The following is an 18,020-nucleotide window of genomic DNA, read 5'->3' as shown; positions in this document are numbered from 1 at the left end:
ACCGCTTCAGCTCTCCTCCCGCCGACGCCTCGCGGCCCGGTAGACCAACATGCGCGCGACGATGCTCGTGGCGTACTCGACGTCTTCGGCCTTCGGCATCTCCTTGCTCCTCCCATGCACAACCTCATTGCGCAGTTTGCGAAGCCCCCAGAGCATTTCTATTTCGTCAGGCGTGTAAGTGACACCGTCCACATCGAGCGCCTTCATCAACTGCCGCCGCAGCGGTGGACTATTGAGTTTGCCAACGAAATCGTTGACTCTGGCCTTCTGGTCCGGCTTGAGAGTGGTCGGAATGCTCGCCTTGATCGCATCGAGTTCTACCTGTGCGAACGCGCGCTCGACTACTGTTCCACTGGCATAGAACTCGATCGCTTCGAACAGGGCGAGTACACGGGCGAGCAGATCGGATTCATTTGCGGCACGAGCAAGGGCGAGAAACGCAAGACGCTCCTGCAGTGTCAGCCTTGGGACATCAGCATGGAATCTTCTGCCATCAGGCGTGAGAGGAACAGGGTGCGGCTGCGGAAGAAGTCCGGGACGGCGAAGCCAGAACCGGCCGGTGCGCAGACCTCGTACGGCCACCCAGTCTTGCCTGGTCAAGCGGGCGAGCGAGTCCTTTCTGCTGAAGTGGATCGTCTCACCTGACGGGAGTGTGGCGTGGCCGAAGCGGAGGAAGGTGGTCAGCCAGGCAAGCGCAAAATCGATGCTCGCGACACCCCGTTCCTCTGCGGTCAAGGCGTGTGTCGTCGTGATGAGCGCGAGCGCATAGGCCTGTGCATTAAAGTCGTCGTATTTACCGTCTGTAGTGTCGAGGCCCGCGAGGATTCGCGAAGCGGTGTCTGAGGGCATGAAATACACCCCCGCGAAACCTGTGGGCTTCTCCGCGATAATTCCGCTGACAGGCACGATCACTTCGAAGGTTTCTCGCGGCAGGGCCTCGAGTCCTTCGATTCTGAGTTGATCGTCGCGCATCCCTCCGGAGCGAGCCAGAGTATATATAAGCTCGGAGCCGTTGAATCCACGATATGTAAACGTGTCTAGGACTGCCTCGGACAGCGAAAGCATTCCTAGCGCCTGTACGGAGACTCCGTCGGCATCCGGCTCGGCAGCCGCCACGGTTCCCGTGAATCGCGGAATGACTGCGCCCTCCTGCTCCACCGCCACAGCGAGACCGGCAAAGTAGTCCGGAGTTGCTGCACTACGCTCAAGGTCGAGGTTTACTCGGGCATCATTTCCGGTGTTTATTGCAGCGTTGACTTGCCCGTCAGTGAACGCCGTGGACACATCCACCGGCCCAAATCGGATCGCCCAGCGTCTCTGTGCCTTGAGAAGTCCGAATGCGTCCAGGTCAGGCTTCTTCGCCATCTTCACTCTCTTCTTCCGACAGGGCGTCCGCAAAGACCTGCGGTGCATGCAGAAGTTCGCTGAGAACAGAAAGCGCGAGAGGTGCGATGAGGGCCGTCACTGCGACCTCCGGAAGCACGCCTTTGGCTGTTCGTTGAGCGGCGACTTCAAGGAGACGCAGCGCATTCGCGTGATCTGCACCTGGCACGTACTGCGCCAGCCGCTCCAAGAGGTCGTCCGGTACGTCATCCCGCTCAGTTGCGGCACGGTGGAAAAGGGCTAGCCGCACGTGCATCACGGAGGCTTCCATATCGCCTCGACCATATGCGATGGTCGCCAACCTCATCTGATCGAATGCCGTCGCCATCGATAGCGAGCGGGCCTCTGGGGCACCATCTAGGAGTGCAGCTGTGTTCCTGCTAACGCGTAGGAGATGGGCGGCCCGCTCGCGCACGAGGGAGAAGGCTCCAGCTTCCCACCACGTTTCGGTTTCGGCAGCGCGCCCCTTGGAGAAGGTCCGCCGTGCTGACGGCTCGCGCATGGCGACAACGGGACCGAGCAGCAGGGTAAGCGCCTCGATCTCAGCAAGGCGCGCCTGAAGCACGCACTGGTCCCGATCACTGTCGTAGCTGTAGCGCGCCGCCTCGTGAGGTGGCGTCGGGAAGGCGGGAAGGCCGGGATCGACTCCGGCCTTTTGAAGGGCTCGGTCATAGGAACTCGCGCGCCTCTGGACTGCCGACAGGAGGCTTGCGTAGCGTGCCTGGGTCTCTTGCTTAGCTTCCGTCAGAAGGGCCCGGTCCATCGCCGTCGACCACGCTCTTTCTAGCTCATCGGAGAACTCCGTGGCGTGCTTTGCGAGCGCATCGAGGTCCTGTGCTTGGTCGTCAAACGCCTCGACCTCCTGAGCAGGCGGGGACGAGCCCCCATCGCCAACCCTCGCCGGATCGACAACTTGCGCCGCCAGAGGCTGTCGGGGGCCCGCCGCAGGCGGAGGAGCTGAGCGGATTTGTGAGCCCGAGGTCGAATTCAGTAACTGTTCTGTGAACGACAGCGCGCGATGCAGAAGGACGCCTTTGTCTAGAGGCAATGCCACGACATCCATGGTCATCTTTTGCTTGCTGCCAGCTTCCCCTTCCATAGATCTCCACCGGAACAGGCACGCGCCACCGTCAGGGACCTCTGCGGCAAGCTGGCGCAGGCGGAGGGAGTGGCTGTTGATGAGTGATGCGTATGTCTGAAGCTGGCGACCGATTAGCCGCTGTACGACGACGACACCGCTGAAGAGTGATGCCATCAGGTCCAATCCGGGACCAACTCCGTCTACTGCGGTGGCAAGCTGGCTGAGTGCTTCGGATTCGATGCCGATGCCCCCGCCCAACGCAATGAACGGGCCGGTATTGAGCGAACCGACGGCTATCAGGAGCCGAAACGGCGGACGAGCGGTTTCCTCGGAGATCGCAGCCTCGATCTGGGCGAGCTGCTCGCTTGCCTCTCCGAAGTCCTGCTCGGCTGATCGCCTCAGCCCGTCCGAAAAGTCTGCAGCGATAGCGCCGAGGGCCCGTGCAGCCGAATTCATCTCGATCGCACGTCGCTCGGGAGTCGACTGACGCTTGAGAGCTTTGTCAAGCTGCTGATATGCATCGACGAGCTGGGCGTATCCGGTCGCAGCCGCGAGTCGCTCGAGAAACCTGCTCGACTCCTGCGCCTGCTCGGCATCCTCGCGACTCAATTCGCGTAGAGCTGCGAAGCTGACCTTTGCCCCTGGGTTGGTGGGCGAAACTTGTACGCCCAACTGCCACGGGATATCACCTGCGTCCATCCGCCCAGTCTGCCACGCGCTCGCCAGGGCCCGGCTCGGATTATCCGGATAATCAAGCGGTGGTTGGCCCGCCACGTAGGAACCTTCGTCGAGAGCTCCTCCCAACGTCCGTCGCCAGCTACGTCCAGCGCTCACACGCGGCCATTTTCGGCTTCGAGTACTCAAGCTGTAGGTCGTGATCATGGTTGCCTCGCCCGGAGGAGTGTTCGAAGTCCCAACTCGGCAGCATGGGAGCCCTGTCCGTTGCGCACCCGGACCTCACATCGCCCCCGTCACCCGATCAGTGGCCGCAATGAAAACGCTCAGTGATATCGCATCAGTCCCGGCCCAGTCCGCACACAGTCCGCAGAACACCCGATCAGGACCGTCAGCAGCCATCGCAGCCCAACACCAAAAGGCCAGGTCAGCGCCCCACAGGCGGGATCCCCGCAGGTCACCAACCCGGCCCATTACTAGGAGACGAAGAAGGCCTGACACCCAGTCGGCCTGTCCCGACGGACCGGCGATCGGTGCACCATCGACGGTCAGTGGGTTTGGGGAAGGGGCTCTGCCGGTTCGCCGGCGGGGCCCCTTCGTCGTTCCTGCGTCAGCGACGGCAGACGAGGACGCCACCGAGGCACGTGATCTCGCTGATCCGCGGGGGCCACGCGTCCTTACCCGAGGGCGCGGCCTGCTGGATGCTCGATACCCGGCAGCGGCCCGGCAGCATCGCTGAGTATCGAGGTGCGGGTGAAGTACCCGCACCTCGCCGACCTCGTCGCCGGTGGCGTCATCCGCTGGGCGATCTCGTCCAGTAGAACGGGATCGCCCTCGAACCGGTACTTGTCGAAGTACTCCGTGGCGGCCCGTCCGGACCGGAGCGTGAAGTGGCTTTCGAGGTGGGAGACGGCATGGATGCGGCGAGCGAGATCGGAATGTGTCACAGGAAGCCTGTCTCGGCCTGTCTCCCAGGCGTCCCGCCCGTCCACGACACGGGTTTGCCGCACGGACCCACGCCCAAGCGACCGTTGGGGCAGAAGGCGGGCGCTACAAGCGTCACAGCTCAAGCAGATCGCCGGATCGCCGACCCTGGTCCCTGGGGCAGGATCAAGGACGGCGGCAGCGATCCTGAACCGTTCGTCGAGCGCGGACCAGATCTCGTCCAACAGTTCCTCGGCGTTCCTGGCGCTGACAGCGGCCTCGGTGAAGGGAGCGGCGACCGAGACCTGTTCGCCATCGGAGTCGTAGGTGGTCAGCAGGACCGCCTCGCCCGGTTCCAGATCCTGCACGGCGAGGGTCATCACGTTGCTGGTCAGGCGTGCGGCGCGACTGGGCCGGGCGGCTCCGAAAACGGCGGTGCGTCCGCCGTCGCGGCTGATCAGCGCGGTGATCCGGGACGTCCGGATCGGCGGGTCCGGTTCGTACTCGAAGCCGCTGAGCGCTTCGGTGGGCGCGGCTCCCGCACGGAGTCGTTCCGCGGCCTGGGACACCTGCTCACCATTACCCAGAACCAGCCAGCCACCGGTAGCCGTGGCGGCGGCGTAGTGGCGCAGTGGATCATGTTTCCCCATGGTGCGGGGGCCGACCACGAGCTCACCGTCGATCAGTCGCAGGGCGCGGTCGCGCGAGGCAGGGCTGCGTCCGGTGAGGAAGTAACCACCCAGAACCGCTCCGGAGTGGGTGCGGGTGCACAGGACCCCGCGGCCCGGGTAGGGGTTGGCGGACAACAGGTCGTGGAGGTCGAGCATGCGGTGCCCTTTCTGGTCGGTCCGAGGACGGCATCCCTGTCGACGGCGCTTTCCTGACGCAGCGCCCCACGAGCGTCGTCGCAGGGCATGGTTCCTCAGTGGTGGAACAGCCTGAGGCCGGTGCGTGCGAGGGCGATCCGATGCTCGCGGCAGGCGTCTTCGACCTCGGCGGAACGGATCGATCCGCCCGGCTCGGCGATGTAGCGGACACCGTGCCGGTGTGCGTGGTCGACGTTGTCGCGGAACGGCAGAGCCCCGTCGGAGACGAACGCGACGCCCTTCAGACGGGCCATCCACTCGGCGCGCGAGCTGCCGGTCAGCTCTTCCCCCGGTTGGGACAGCGCACGGGAGAGGCGGGTGCTCTCGTCCGGCGTGAGGTCACCCTCGATGAAGCGGATCTGCCAGTTGATCCGGTCCTGGCGTCGGATGTCCGGCCGGAAGGCGAGAGCTCGAACCGCCGGATGGCGACGCAACCACCAGGTGTCGGCCTTCGCGCCGGCAAGTCGCGTGCAGTCGACGCGGGACTGCTGTCCCGCGCCGATGCCCAGCGTCACCCCGTCCCGCAGGTAGCACACCGAGTTGGACTGGGTGTGACGCAGCACCACCAGGCCGAGCAGAAGATCCTCCGCGGCCGTCGTGGGCAGCGCACCGCACACGACGTTCTCCAACAGCGTGGCGGCAAGCGGCACTTCGTCCCGTTGCTGGGCCAGGCGCAGGCCGAAGACCTCGCGCGTCTCACGCTCCGGCGGCACAAAGGCCGGGTCCGCCTCCATGACGAGGAAGCGGCCGTTCTTCTTCTTGGCGAGCGTTCCCACGGTGCCCGGCGCATAGCCCGGCGCGATGATGCCGTCGCAGACCACGCGGGCCAGCAATGCGGCAAGTTCCGCGTCGACCGGGTGCGAGACAGCGGCGAAGTCTCCGTAGGAGGACTTCGGGTCGGCGTCGCGAGCGCGGAGATACGCACTGGTCAGGGGGCCGACATCGGGCTGCTGAACGCCGTAGAGCTCCGCTGTCACGTCATCGACGGGCCCGGCCACGGCGGCACCGGCGGGTGAGACATGCTTGAAGGAAGCAGCCGCCGGCCGTTTCAGGGCCCGGCTCGCCTCACACACCAGCTGCCAGCCGTTCAGCGCGTCCAACATGTTGATGTACGACGGGCTTCCCTGCACCACCCGAACCGGCCACCGGCCGGGCCCCACCGGCGTGGCATGCGCCGGCTGCTGCTGTGGGTTGATTCCGTAACGCAGATCCACGTCTTGGCCTCCTCAGCGGAAATTCACTGGCGGAGGCGCCCAGGCGGTCGACGCTCACGTGAAAGAACAGCCGCTCCCCGGTGGTTGTCCACCCTCGCCAGTCGCGGCCGGGCACCACTGTATCGGCAGACACGGCGTGGTGATCGGTCAGGCTGTGTGTGGGGGGGGGAGCCAGTCGGCCCGTCCCGACCGACGGCGGAGCCCCTCTCCCTCGCGTTCCTGGACCGAGGTCAAGACGCCGCACCCGTGCCATCCTGGGCGACGTGAACCGCGACGATCTCGTACGGCTGCGCCAGGCCCGTGACCGCATGAACCGCGAGTACGCCGAACCGCTCGACATGGCCTCGATCGCGCGGACCGCGCTGATGTCCCCGGGCCACTTCCAGCGCAGCTTCCGCGCCGCGTACGGGGAGACGCCGTACAGCTATCTCATGACCCGGCGGATCGAGCGGGCGAAGGCGCTGCTGCGGCGCGGCGACCTCAGCGTGACCGAGGTGTGCATGGCCGTCGGCTGTACCTCGCTCGGTTCGTTCAGCTCGCGCTTCACCGAACTGGTCGGCGAGACCCCGAGCGCCTACCGCGCCCGCTCCCACGAGGCGGGCGCGGTGATCCCGTCCTGCGTGGCCCGCACTTTCACCCGCCCGAACCGGGCGGGACCACCGCTCCGCCCCTAGCCTGTCGTCCATGGATCTCAAACTCCGCCAGTGCTTCATCGCCGTCGACGACCACGACAAGGCGCTCGCCTTCTACTGCGACGTCCTGGAGCTGGAAATCCGTAACGACGTCGGTTTCGAGGGCATGCGGTGGGTGACCGTGGGGTCGCCGTTGCAGCCGGACGTGGAGATCGTCCTGGAGCCGCCGGCCGCGAACCCGGACGCCTCCCCCGCCGACAAGCAGGCCATGGCCGAACTGCTCGCCAAGGGCACTCTGCGCGGGGTCAACTTCACCACCGCCGACTGCGACGCCCTCTACGCCCGCGTCCAGGAGTCCGGCGCCGAGGTGGTCCAGGAGCCGACGGACCAGCCGTACGGCGTCCGCGACTGCGCGTTCCGCGACCCGGCCGGGAACATGCTGCGGTTCATGCAGCGCAGCGGCGATTGAAGGCGGGACCGAAAAAAGGACGGGCCGAAAATCACGCGGGCGCGTCGCATGCTCCCGCCTACGATCACGCCATGAGCGCACCGACCATCCGCTGGACCCACGCCTTCGTCGACCGCCCGCTCGGCCTCCTGGGCCCGGCTCACGCCTTCTGGACGGCCGTCACGAACACCCGGCTGTCCGAACCGCGCGGTGAACAGGGGGAGTTCGTCACCTTGCTGTCCGAGGGGGCCGACGCCTGTGTGAAGGTCCAGGGGGTCGAGGCGGGCGCGGGCGGCGCTCATCTCGACTTCTCCGTCGAGGACGTACCGGCGTTCGTGGGCGCCGCGCTGCGACTCGGCGCGGAGACCGTCGCCGAGCACGACGGCTGGGCCGTACTCCGGTCCCCCGGCGGTCAGTTGTTCTGCGCCGTCCCCTGGCACGGCGAGTCCGTACGACCGCCCGTCGTGGCCGGCAGCCGCCTCGACCAGGTCTCCCTCGACATCGGCCCCGGCTCCTACGACGCCGAAGTCGCCTTCTGGAGCGCCCTGTTGCCCGACTGGGCCTCGCTGGCGGGCGCGCTCCCCGAGTTCCACGTGCTCAAGCCCCCGCCCGGCCTGCCGATCCGCATCCTGCTGCAACGCCTCGGCGAGGAACACCTCGCCGCCGCCCATCTCGACCTGGCCTGCGCGGACATCGGCGCGGCCGTCGCACGGCACGAGGAACTCGGCGCGACCGTCGTCTCCCACGGCAAGCACTGGACGGTGATGCGGGACCCGGCGGGCGGCGTCTACTGCCTGACCGGCCGCGACCCGGAGACCGGCGGGCTGCCTAACCGCCCCTGACGCAGACGACGATCACCCGGGGGTCGTCGTACCGCGAGTCCGTCGGCCTCGGACAGGCGCTCGCCGTGTCCTGGCCGTCCTGCCTCAGCAACGGCGTCGGCGTCCCGCCGGGCTCATGCGACTGGCCCGGGTCCCGCAGCCACAGCGTGAGCCCGCCCCCGACGACCACGGCGACCGCCCACGCCACCAGGGCCCGGCGCCATAATCGACTCAAGCCGTCCACACCTCCACGTCCACCACGGCGTCCACCGGAATCGGCCCGTACACGTGCGGGAACTCCTCAGCCCCCGGCTCCGGCGCCTCGTACTTCAGCGGAACGCCGAGCCGTACCGGGTCCACGACCAAGACCACCAGGTCGTCGGGGCCGTCGTAGGAACCGTACAAAAACGCTGCCACGCGCGGGAGTTGGGAACGGGTCGAGCAGTGGATGAAACCCTCCTCCTGGAGGGTGCGGCCACGGGTCGACCACTCATAACTCCCCCGCTCGCGGGCCGCGTCCCACAGGGCGCGCTCGGTGATGTGGAGGATGGGGGCGGGACTGGGGGCTGTGGTGGGTTCGTCTTCCGGCATGGGAGCACGCTACGGCCCGAGCCGCGCCGCCCGCGTGCGCAGGTAGCGCTGCTCGGGCAGGCTGAGGGTCCTGGCCGCCGCCGACTCGTAGGCGGCCCGGGCCGCGGTGAGATCGCCGGCCCGTTCCAGGAGGTGGCCGCGGACCGCGTCGGGGCGGTGTCCCTCTCCCAACTCGTCGGCCAGGACGTCCAGTTGGGCCAGGCCCGCGTGCGGACCGTCGACCATGGCGACGGCGACAGCCCGGTTGAGGCGTTCGACGGGGCCGGGGACCAGCCGCACCAGCACCTCGTACAGGCCGAGGATCTCGTGCCAGTCCGTCGCCCGCGCCGACGGCGCCTCGTCGTGCACGGCGGCGATCGCCGCGCGCAACTGGTAAGGCCCCGCGGGCCCTTGGGACAGCGCCCGGGTGACGAGGGCGACGCCCTCCTCGATCGCCGCCCTGTCCCAGCGGTCGCGGTCCTGTTCGTCGAGGGGGACGAGTTCGCCGTGCGGGCCGGTGCGGGCGGCACGGCGGGCGTCGGTGAGCAGCATCAGCGCGAGCAGCCCCGCCACTTCGCCGGCCTCGGGGAGCAGTTGGTGCACGGCGCGGGTCAACCGGATTGCCTCGCCCGCGAGTTCGCGCCGCGTGAGACTCGGGCCGGACGTCGCCGTATAGCCCTCGTTGAAGATCAGGTACAGCGTGTGCAGGACGGCGGGCAGCCGCTCGGCCCAGTTGTCCGGCCGCCCGAAGCGCACGCCCCGCACCTTCGCCTTCGCCCGGCTGATCCGCTGCGCCATGGTCGCCTCGGGCACGAGATACGCGCGGGCGATCTCGGCCGTCGTCAGTCCGCCGACCGCCCGCAGGGTGAGCGCGATCTGCGCGGTCGGGGTCAGCTCCGGATGGCAGCACAGGAAGAGCAGCGAGAGGGTGTCGTCCTCGCGCGGCGGCTCGGCCGTGTACGGCTCCCGGGGCTCGAGTGCCGCCGCCTTCTCCTCACGCGCCCGCCGCGCCTCCTCGGCGCGCAGCGCGTCCGTCAGCCGCCGCGAGGCGACCCGGATCAGCCAGCCGCGCGGATTCTCCGGCACCCCGTGCTCCGGCCACTGCCGGGCCGCCGCGAGCAGCGCCTCCTGTACGGCGTCCTCGGCGGTGTCGAAATGTCCGTAGCGCCGGACGAGCGCGCCGAGGACCTGCGGCGCGTGGCGGCGCAGGTCCTCGGTGCCGGTGGTCCCGGTGGTGTCCCGCATACGGCTCAGATGTCCCCGCCGCCCTCCCCGATGGGGCGGATCACCACCGCGCGGTTGGCGGCGCCTTCGGGCAGGGGGCAGCGGGTGACGCGGTCGGCGATCTCCGTGACGCGCTCCAGGCTCGCGCACTCCAGGACCCAGTAGCCGGCCATCAGCTCCTTGGTCTCGCTGTACGGCCCGTCGGTGATCACGGCCTTGCCGTCCGCGCCCAGCGCGACCAGCCGGGTCCTCGCCGGCTCGGTCAGCCCCTGCGCGTCGATCAGCTCACCCGTCTCGGACAGGTCGTCGTTGATGGCTCCCATGTGGGCGAACATGGCCTGCATCTCGGCCTCGCTCCAGGCCGGGGAACCCGGGGTGGGCTTGCCCTGCATGCCGTCGTAGTCCGCCTGTGTGCCCTGCACCATGACCAGGTACTTCATGAGTCCGCTCCTTCGGCTCGTGCCACCCGTACCGGGCGGCTCTCACAGGGGACATCGGAGCCGGGCCGGGATTCTCGACACGGGATCAGGATTCTTTCGGGCCGGATTCGGCCCCGGGCTCCTCCTTGGGCCCGGCGCCCTCGCCGGCGTACGCCTCGCAGTCAGGGTTCCGGCACGGGCCGGCCACCCATTTCGGTACCCATGCGCCGAGCGTCTTGTACCGCCGCACGACGGTGGCCACCGGCTGTCCGCAGTCGGGACAGGTGTGCTCTTCTCTGCCCATGTCCTCAGCCTAGAACCGTGCGGGGCTCGCGCCACATCGGATACATGCGCGGACCGTCCGGAAGGTCGAGGGTGCGGTCGGTGAACGAGTACCCGAGCCGCTCGTACAGCTTGGTGCTGCGTTCGCTGCTCGCCTCCAGGTACGCGGGCAGGCCCTCGCGGTCGCAGCGGTCCAGGACGTGCCGGATGAGCGCGGCGCCGAGGCCCTCACCCTGCCGGCCCGGTGCCACGGCGATCATCCACAGGTACTCGTGGGCGCGGCCGGTGGGATGCCCCTCCTCCATGAGCCGGGCGATCGTCTCGACCCGCTCGTTGTCGGGATCCACGAACTCCCGCAGCTGTACGGCCTCGTCCTCGCCGCCCTCCGCATGCGGCTCGCCCGGTACCGACAGCCACAGCGCGCACGCCGTGCCGTCCTCGGCGAGGTCGATACGGCCGTCGGCGAACACGGCGTCGGTGAAGGCGGCCATCAGCCTGTGGTGGGTCGTACGGCGGTACTCGGCGTCGGGGAAGACCCAGCCGCTGACCGGATCGTCCTGGAAAGCCTCGTCCAACAGCCGGACGACCAGCTCTCTGTCGCCCTCGCCCGCGGTCCGTATCGCCACGCCCATACCCTGCCCCTAGCTCTCAACCACCGTTACCTGAAGGGCTGTTGAGACTAGCGGGACTTACGGGCGAGTGAGCCGAAGGGGCGCGTCTGTGTCGAGAGGTCGAGCGCGCGGAGGCCCGAAGGGTCGAGCACGGTCGGCCTCTCGACACAGACTTTGGCGCCCCGGAGGCGAACCGAGCCACAAAAAAAGCAGGCCCCGCGCACCGTGGGGATGCGCGGGACCCGTCTGTCCGGGGCCCTCGGTGGTCGTGCGGGGTCAGGTCCGCACGGCTCCGGAGGGCTCCGGGGTCATCAGCTGCTGCGCCGGGTCACGAACTCGGCCAGTGCGAGCAGACCGCCCGCGTCCTGCGGGTCCGGAATCGCCCGGGCCAGCTCCTGCACGGCACGCCCCATCCGGTCGGCCGCCTGGTCCTGCGCCCAGTCCCGGCCGCCCGCCCGCTCGACGGCGAGCGCGGTGCGCTCCAACTCCCCTTCCTCGCACGGCAGTCCGTACAGCTCAGCGAGTTCCACGGCCGCCGGTGTGCCCGAGGTGAGGGCGGCGACCACGGGCAGGGACTTCTTGCGGACGGCGAGGTCGGCGCCGGCCGGTTTGCCGGTGCGGACGGGGTCGCCCCATATCCCGATGACGTCGTCGATCAGCTGGAAGGCGAGCCCGGCCTGGCGGCCGAACGCGTCCAGCGCCTCGACGTCCTCGGCGGACGCCCCCGCGTACAGCGCGCCCACCGCGCAGGCGCAGCCGAGCAGCGCGCCGGTCTTGGCCTCGGCCATGGCGAGCACCTCGTCGAGGGTGACCTCGCCGGGGGCGCGCTTCTCCATGGCGGTGTCCGCGTGCTGGCCCTCGCACAGTTCGACGACGCAGTTCGCGAGCCGGGCGGCGGCGGCCGGGGCCGCCGGGTGCGGGTCCTCGGCGAGCAGCCGGAGGGCCAGCGCCTGGAGGGTATCCCCGGCGAGGATCGCGGCGGCGTCGCCGAACACGGTCCAGGCGGTGGGCCGGTGCCGGCGGGTGGTGTCCCGGTCCATCACGTCGTCGTGCAGCAACGTGAAGTTGTGGACCAGTTCCACCGCGGCCGCGGCCCGCAGTGCGCTCGCCCGTGCCCGCTCGCCGCCGAGTGCGGTGGCGGCGGCGAGGACGAGTGCGGGGCGGATCGCCTTGCCCGCGTTGCCCGCCGCCGGGGTGCCGTCCGCGTGCTCCCACCCGAAGTGGTAGAGCGCGATCCGGCGCATCGAGCCGGGCAACGAGTCGATCGCCGCGCGCAGTTCGGGGTCGACGGATGCCCTGGCCCCCTCCAGGATCACCGCCGCCTCGTGCCCGTCGGCCGGCGGTGTCCCGTCGGCGCGCTGTTTCGTCTCCGTCCTGAACTCGGCCATGGGGTCCCCCTCGGACAGTCCGCGGACGGTGACGCCTGCGCTGCGACCGGTCGCATACGACCGGGGTGTACCCGCCCTGACGGGCGGGGACACCGCGTCCATCTGCTGAAACGTCACCTCCAGCGGCCGATCTCGACGTTCTCCAGGACGCCGAGGGCGTCCGGCACGAGGACGGCCGCCGAGTAGTAGGCCGTCACGAGGTAGTTGATGACCGCCTGTTCGTTGATGCCCATGAAGCGCACCGACAGGCTCGGCTCGATCTCGTCCGGGATGCCGGCCTGCTGGAGGCCGATGACGCCCTGTTCTGCCTCGCCGGTACGCAGGGCGATGATCGAGGTGGTCCGCCGGTCGCTGACCGGGATCTTGTTGCACGGGTAGATCGGCACGCCGCGCCAGGTCGGGATGCGGTTGCCGGCGACGTCGAGGGACTCCGGGACCAGTCCGCGCTTGTTCAGCTCGCGGCCGAAGGCGGAGATCGCGCGCGGGTGGGCGAGGAGCATCTTGGTGCCGCGCCGCCTGCTGAGCAGCTCGTCCATGTCGTCCGGGCCGGGCACGCCGTCGTGGGGCTGGAGCCGCTGGTCGTACTCGCAGTTGTTGAGCAGGCCGAACTCGCGGTTGTTGATCAGCTCGTGCTCCTGGCGCTCCTTCAACGCCTCGACGGTGAGCCTGAGTTGCTGCTCCGTCTGGTTCATCGGCTGGTTGTAGAGGTCGGCCACGCGCGAGTGGATGCGCAGGACGGTCTGGGCGACGCTCAGTTCGTACTCGCGCGGCTTGGCGTCGTAGTCGACGAACGTGTGCGGGATGTCCGGCTCGCCGGAGTGGCCCGAGGCGAGGTCGATGGACTTCTCGCCGTACTTGTTGGTGCGCTGCTCCGGGATCGCGCGCAGTTGCGCGAGGTGGTCCCGCAGGGTCTCGGAGCGCTCGGCGACCTGCTCGACGTCTCCGCGGGCCAGGATCAGCACCGTGCAGGCGGTGTCCGCGCGGGCCGTGTACTCCCAGATGGACTCCGGGTCGAGCAGTGCCTCGTCGCCGAAGTAGGCGCCGTCGGCGAGGACTCCGAGGACCGTGTCGTCGCCGTACGGGCCCGTGCCGACCTTCTCCACCCTGCCGTGCGCCAGCAGGTACACCTCGTCGGCCTGGCCGCCGAACGACGCGATCGCCTCCCCCGGGGCGTACTCGCGCTGCCGGCAGCGGGTGGCCAGCTCCGAGAGCACCTCCTCGTCCTCGTAGTCCCGCAGCGCGGGCAGTTCGCCGAGCTCCGCGGGAATGACCTCGACTCGGTCGCCGGTCTTCACGAATGTCACCCGGCCGTCGCCCACGGAGTAACTCAGCCGTCGGTTCACCCGGTATGTGCCACCCTGCACGTTCACCCACGGCAGTGTGCGCAGCAGCCAGCGCGAGCTGATCTCCTGCATCTGCGGCGCGGACTTCGTGGTCGTGGCCAGGTTCCGCGCAGCCGCCGTACCAAGACTCTGCTGCGGCTTGTTCTGCTCCGCGCGGACCTCTTCGCCTACCGACATAGAGAAATGCCCTCCCCATTCGCCCGGCACCTGTGCGCCGGGCATCGTTCTCGCGCACCAGCCTTTCTCACGGAGCGTGCTGATGGTATTACCCAAAAGAGCGGGAATGGATCTTCAACTGCTGGGCACGGGGGCCGTTTACGTCGAATGTTGTTCGAGTGGCCGCTGATGTCCGGGGTGTCCGGATCGACTCGCACGCCGTGCGAACAAGTCGCCCGTACCGCACTTTCTCGGTACAAGCAGCGATACGAGACGGCCTTGTACGGCGGCCGTCGCACAGCACGAAGGAGGCGTCATGGCCTCACCCATGTCCGCGGGCGGTTTCCTGTCCGGTCTGAAGGCGGAGGGCGTCAAGGTCGTCGAGGTCGGCGACTGGAAGCACCACAACCGCAACCACAAGGGCCCGTGGGGGCCCGTCCACGGCGTGATGATCCACCACACGGTCACCAAGGGCAGCGCACACACGGTGGAGTTGTGCCGCGAGGGCCGCTCCGACCTGCCCGGCCCGCTCTGCCACGGCGTCATCACCAAGGACGGCACCGTCCACCTGGTCGGCTACGGCCGCGCCAACCACGCGGGCCTCGGCGACGACGACGTCCTGCGCGCGGTGATCGCCGAAAAGGCGCTGCCGCACGACAACGAGGCCAACACCGACGGCAACCGGCACTTCTACGGCTTCGAGTGCGAGAACCTCGGCGACGGCGAGGACCCGTGGCCCGAGGCCCAGTTGGAGACGATCGAGAAGGTCTGCGCGGCGATCTGCCGCCACCACGGCTGGACGGCGCGGTCGGTGATCGGGCACCTGGAGTGGCAGCCCGGAAAGGTGGACCCGCGCGGGTTCACGATGAACTGGCTGCGCGACCGGATCCACGACCGGCTGAAGTGACCCCCGGACGACACAGGCGACACGGACGACACGGGCGCCCCGGGTGACAATGGTGCCGTGACCAGCCCCGACCTCGCCGCCCTACGGCCCCGGCTCCCGTCGCCGGTGGAGGAGATCACGGACGGGCGCTTCGGTCGGCACGGCATCCGGCTGCTGCTCAAGCGGGACGACCTGATCCACCCGGACCTCATCGGCAACAAGTGGCGCAAGCTCGCGCCGAACCTCACGGCGGCGGCCGGCCGGACGGTCGTCACGTTCGGCGGCGCCTACTCCAACCACCTGCGCGCCACCGCCGCCGCGGGCCGCCTCCTGGGTCTGCCCACGGTCGGCGTGGTCCGCGGCCAGGAACTGTCCGACCGCCCGCTCAACCCGTCCCTGGCCCGCTGCGCGGCCGACGGGATGCGCCTCCACTTCGTCGACAGGTCGACGTACCGGCGCAAGACCGAGTCGGAGACACTGGCCGCGATCCTGCGCACGGCGGGCGCGGAGGACGCCCACGTCGTCCCCGAGGGCGGCAGCAACTCCCTTGCCGTGCGCGGCTGCCGGGCCCTGGGCGAGGAACTGCGCGCGCGTGCCGATGCCGACGTCCATGCCGATGTCGTCGCCCTGGCGTGCGGGACGGGCGGCACGCTGGCCGGGCTGGCCGCCGGACTGGCCCCCGACCAGCGGGCGTTGGGGATACCGGTCCTCAAGGGCGGTTTCCTGAGCACCGACATAGAGGCCTTGCAGGAGCGCGCCTTCGGTGGCCGGCGGGGCGACTGGTCGCTCGACGACCGCTTCCATTTCGGGGGCTACGCGCGCGTGCCGACCGAACTCGACGCCTTCGCCGAGGACTTCGAGGACCGGCACGGGGTGCCCGTAGAGCGTCTCTATGTCGCCAAGTTGCTGTACGGACTTGTCGCCCTGGCCGGCGAAGGGGCCTTTCCGCGCGGGAGCACAGTTGCCGCGGTGATCACCGGGCGGCCGTTCCCATAAGCGCACTCCTGGTGCCGTAGAAACCGAAACCGCTAGGCCGCCTCCCGGTAAGCCGCCGCCTCCTCCAGGTCCAGCCTGCGCAGCAGGGTGCGGAGCATCTCGTCGTCGATGTAGCGGCCGTCTCGGAGGCGGACGAACATCGAGCGTTCGGCGCTGATCATCTCGCGGGACAGGCGGCGGTAGGTGTCGTCGACGGTCTCGCCGGTGACGGGGTTGGTGGCGCCGAGGCGCTCCCAGACGGCGTTGCGGCGGCGCTCCAGGACCTCGCGGAGGCGGTCGGCGAGCGGAGGGGGCAGGGCGTTGCGTTCGTCCTCCAGAAGGGCCTCCAGGCGTTTTTCGGCGACGCGGGAGGCCTGCGCCTGGGCGTTGGCCTCGGCGAGCGTCTCGGCCTGCTGGTCGCGGCCGGGGAATTTCAGGAGGCGGATGATCGGGGGCAGGCTCAGGCCCTGCACCACCAGCGTCCCGATGACCGTCGTGAAGGTCAGGAACAGGATGAGGTTGCGCTGCGGGAAGGGGTCGCCGCCGTGCACCGTGAGCGGGATCGAGAAGGCGATGGCCAGCGAGACCACGCCTCTCATGCCGGCCCACGCGGTGGTCATCGCCCCCTTCCAGGTGGGGCTGTCCTCGCGCTCCCTGATCCGCGCCGAGAGCATGCGGGGCAGGAAGGCCGCCGGGTACACCCACACGAACCGGGTCACGACGACGACCAGGAAGACGGCGATCGCGTACCAGGCGGCGTCCAGGCCCCGGTACTCCCCAAGGCCCTTGAGGACCACCGGCAGTTGGAGCCCGATCAGGGCGAACACCGCGGACTCCAGGACGAAGGCGACCATCTTCCACACGGCCTCCTCCTGGAGGCGGGTCGCGAAATCGACCTCCCACGCGCGGTGGCCCAGATAGAGCGCCACGACCACGACTGCGAGCACCCCGGAGGCGTGCACCTGCTCGGCGACCGCGTAGGCGACGAACGGGATCAGCAGGGAGAGCGTGTTCTGGAGCAGCGCCTCCTTGAGGTGCGTGCGCAGCCAGTGGATCGGCACCATCAGGAGAAGCCCGATACCGACACCGCCGACCGCCGCGAACAGGAACTCGCCGATACCGCCGGCCCAGGTGGCGCCCTCGCCGATCGCGGCCGCGAGGGCCACCTTGTAGGCGGTGATCGCGGTGGCGTCGTTCAGCAGGGACTCGCCCTGGAGGATCGTCGTGATCCGCGAGGGCAGTCCGACCCGGCGGGCCACCGCCGTCGCCGCGACCGCGTCCGGCGGCGCCACCACCGCGCCCAGCACCAGGGCCGCGGTCAGCGGCAGCCCCGGCACGATCACGTACGCGGCCCAGCCGACGACGAACGTGGCGAAGAGCACGTAGCCCACCGACAGCAGTGCCACGGGCCGCACTTGGGCCCGCAGATCGAGGTACGAGCTGTCGGTGGCCGACGTGTACAGCAGCGGGGGCAGCAGCAGCGGGAGCACGACCTCCGGGTCGAGGGTGTAGTCGGGCACCCCCGGGACGTACGAGACGACCAGCCCGACCGCGACCAGCAGCAGCGGTGCCGGCACCGGGGTGCGCCGGGCCGCGGCGGCCACCACGGCACTCCCCGCCACCAGCAACAGCAGTGGCATCACGTCCATCGTCCTCGCCCGCCCTCGTTTTTCCGCGCGGCCAACCGCACACCCGTCGTAATCTGGCAATCATGAAACAGTGCACGCACGCCGACGCGCTGCCGCTCCCCGAACCGGGGCCCCAGAGCGAGACCTGTCTGGAGTGTCTGGCGGCAGGCACCCACCCGGTGCAGCTGAGACTGTGCCTCTTCTGCGGCCATGTCGCCTGCTGCGACTCCTCGCCCCTGCGCCATGCCTCAGCACATCACAAGGACTCCGGACATCCGGTGATGCGGACGTTCGAGCGCGGGGAGAGCTGGCGCTGGTGCTTCGTCGACCACGTGCTCTTGTGACCCCGTAATCCGGCCGCCTGTTTCCCGCCCGTTTCGACGGTTCGACCGTCTGACGTCTGGGTACGTCAACCCGGCGCGCGCTCTTCCCAATTGGGCCCGCAGGACCCCTAGCCACGGAGCGTATCCGTAGGTTTACTATGAGTGACACCA

At 69.0% G+C, this 18,020-nt stretch carries 19 protein-coding genes and 1 riboswitch; of the genes, 6 read left to right on the top strand and 13 right to left on the bottom strand.

The genetic code is table 11. The annotated features are described in order from the left end of the window. Positions 1-6: 6 nt before the first annotated feature. The 4 genes from ACNFOC_RS04215 to ACNFOC_RS04200 form a co-directional block, all read right to left on the bottom strand. Positions 7-1,365 (bottom strand): hypothetical protein, encoded by a 1,359-nt coding sequence (locus ACNFOC_RS04215; protein WP_416956682.1) that lies wholly within the window; start codon positions 1,363-1,365, stop codon positions 7-9. Continuing rightward, positions 1,349-3,163: a hypothetical protein gene (locus tag ACNFOC_RS04210; RefSeq protein ID WP_416956680.1), complete on the bottom strand. Its 1,815-nt coding sequence runs from the start codon at positions 3,161-3,163 to the stop codon at positions 1,349-1,351. The genes ACNFOC_RS04215 and ACNFOC_RS04210 overlap by 17 nt, the downstream gene beginning before the upstream one ends. A 653-nt stretch (positions 3,164-3,816) precedes the next feature. After that, positions 3,817-4,890 (bottom strand): IMP cyclohydrolase, encoded by a 1,074-nt coding sequence (locus ACNFOC_RS04205; RefSeq protein ID WP_416956678.1) that lies wholly within the window; start codon positions 4,888-4,890, stop codon positions 3,817-3,819. A 95-nt stretch (positions 4,891-4,985) separates the two neighbouring features. Continuing rightward, positions 4,986-6,143, bottom strand: coding sequence for a phosphoribosylaminoimidazolecarboxamide formyltransferase (locus ACNFOC_RS04200; protein WP_416956676.1), 1,158 nt, complete (start codon positions 6,141-6,143; stop codon positions 4,986-4,988). A 30-nt stretch (positions 6,144-6,173) separates the two neighbouring features. Further along, positions 6,174-6,258, bottom strand: a riboswitch (ZMP/ZTP riboswitch). A gap of 148 nt (positions 6,259-6,406) precedes the next feature. On the opposite strand from ACNFOC_RS04200, the gene ACNFOC_RS04195 reads away from it, so the two are divergent. The 3 genes from ACNFOC_RS04195 to ACNFOC_RS04185 all read left to right on the top strand — a co-directional run bounded on the left by ACNFOC_RS04195 (position 6,407) and on the right by ACNFOC_RS04185 (position 8,065). Continuing rightward, positions 6,407-6,817, top strand: a complete 411-nt coding sequence (locus tag ACNFOC_RS04195; protein ID WP_019058262.1) for a helix-turn-helix transcriptional regulator — start codon at positions 6,407-6,409, stop codon at positions 6,815-6,817. A gap of 10 nt (positions 6,818-6,827) precedes the next feature. Next, positions 6,828-7,244, top strand: coding sequence for a VOC family protein (locus tag ACNFOC_RS04190; protein ID WP_019072193.1), 417 nt, complete (start codon positions 6,828-6,830; stop codon positions 7,242-7,244). A gap of 71 nt (positions 7,245-7,315) precedes the next feature. Next, entirely contained in the window at positions 7,316-8,065 is a 750-nt protein-coding gene (locus tag ACNFOC_RS04185; RefSeq protein WP_416956673.1) for a VOC family protein, read from the top strand. Here the strand turns inward: ACNFOC_RS04185 and ACNFOC_RS04180 are convergent. From ACNFOC_RS04180 to ACNFOC_RS04145, 8 genes are all read right to left on the bottom strand, one after another. After that, positions 8,052-8,288, bottom strand: a complete 237-nt coding sequence (locus ACNFOC_RS04180; protein ID WP_416956671.1) for a hypothetical protein — start codon at positions 8,286-8,288, stop codon at positions 8,052-8,054. The two genes, ACNFOC_RS04185 and ACNFOC_RS04180, sit on opposite strands and share 14 nt — an antisense overlap. Next, complete coding sequence (locus ACNFOC_RS04175; protein WP_416956669.1) at positions 8,276-8,635, bottom strand: DUF952 domain-containing protein; 360 nt, start codon at positions 8,633-8,635, stop codon at positions 8,276-8,278. Before ACNFOC_RS04175 ends, ACNFOC_RS04180 begins: the two co-directional genes overlap by 13 nt. Positions 8,636-8,644: 9 nt before the next feature. After that, the gene (locus tag ACNFOC_RS04170; protein WP_416956667.1) at positions 8,645-9,859 is read right to left on the bottom strand and encodes an RNA polymerase sigma factor; all 1,215 of its coding nucleotides are present in this window, start codon (positions 9,857-9,859) and stop codon (positions 8,645-8,647) included. Positions 9,860-9,864: 5 nt separating this feature from the next. Beyond that, entirely contained in the window at positions 9,865-10,278 is a 414-nt protein-coding gene (locus ACNFOC_RS04165; protein ID WP_416956665.1) for a YciI family protein, read from the bottom strand. 85 nt (positions 10,279-10,363) lie between these two features. Continuing rightward, positions 10,364-10,561, bottom strand: a complete 198-nt coding sequence (locus tag ACNFOC_RS04160; RefSeq protein ID WP_398851525.1) for a hypothetical protein — start codon at positions 10,559-10,561, stop codon at positions 10,364-10,366. A gap of 4 nt (positions 10,562-10,565) precedes the next feature. Further along, positions 10,566-11,171, bottom strand: a complete 606-nt coding sequence (locus ACNFOC_RS04155; RefSeq protein WP_416956663.1) for a GNAT family N-acetyltransferase — start codon at positions 11,169-11,171, stop codon at positions 10,566-10,568. Positions 11,172-11,461: 290 nt separating this feature from the next. Continuing rightward, positions 11,462-12,538, bottom strand: a complete 1,077-nt coding sequence (locus tag ACNFOC_RS04150) for a family 2 encapsulin nanocompartment cargo protein polyprenyl transferase (protein WP_416956661.1) — start codon at positions 12,536-12,538, stop codon at positions 11,462-11,464. A 113-nt stretch (positions 12,539-12,651) separates the two neighbouring features. Continuing rightward, on the bottom strand, positions 12,652-14,058 hold the full coding sequence (locus ACNFOC_RS04145) for a family 2B encapsulin nanocompartment shell protein (protein WP_416956659.1): 1,407 nt from the start codon (positions 14,056-14,058) through the stop codon (positions 12,652-12,654). Between the two features lie 295 nt (positions 14,059-14,353). Between ACNFOC_RS04145 and ACNFOC_RS04140 the strand changes: the two genes are divergently transcribed. Together ACNFOC_RS04140 and ACNFOC_RS04135 are read left to right on the top strand one after the other, a co-directional pair. Further along, entirely contained in the window at positions 14,354-14,944 is a 591-nt protein-coding gene (locus tag ACNFOC_RS04140; protein ID WP_416956657.1) for an N-acetylmuramoyl-L-alanine amidase, read from the top strand. A gap of 57 nt (positions 14,945-15,001) precedes the next feature. Continuing rightward, the gene (locus tag ACNFOC_RS04135; protein WP_416956655.1) at positions 15,002-15,919 is read left to right on the top strand and encodes a 1-aminocyclopropane-1-carboxylate deaminase/D-cysteine desulfhydrase; all 918 of its coding nucleotides are present in this window, start codon (positions 15,002-15,004) and stop codon (positions 15,917-15,919) included. Between the two features lie 32 nt (positions 15,920-15,951). Here ACNFOC_RS04135 and ACNFOC_RS04130 read toward each other — a convergent pair whose 3' ends face one another. Next, positions 15,952-17,547 (bottom strand): Na+/H+ antiporter, encoded by a 1,596-nt coding sequence (locus ACNFOC_RS04130; RefSeq protein ID WP_416956653.1) that lies wholly within the window; start codon positions 17,545-17,547, stop codon positions 15,952-15,954. A gap of 62 nt (positions 17,548-17,609) precedes the next feature. On the opposite strand from ACNFOC_RS04130, the gene ACNFOC_RS04125 reads away from it, so the two are divergent. After that, positions 17,610-17,870 carry a UBP-type zinc finger domain-containing protein gene (locus ACNFOC_RS04125; RefSeq protein WP_365305124.1) on the top strand — a complete coding sequence of 87 codons (261 nt, stop codon included), beginning with the start codon at positions 17,610-17,612 and terminating at the stop codon, positions 17,868-17,870. The last annotated feature ends 150 nt before the right edge of the window (positions 17,871-18,020 follow it).

Source organism: Streptomyces colwelliae (genome assembly GCF_048158785.1).
In the GTDB taxonomy this organism is placed as follows: Bacteria; Actinomycetota; Actinomycetes; order Streptomycetales; family Streptomycetaceae; genus Streptomyces.
The sequence above is the reverse complement of the archived record's forward strand: the minus strand, read 5'-3'. Positions and strand labels throughout refer to the sequence as shown.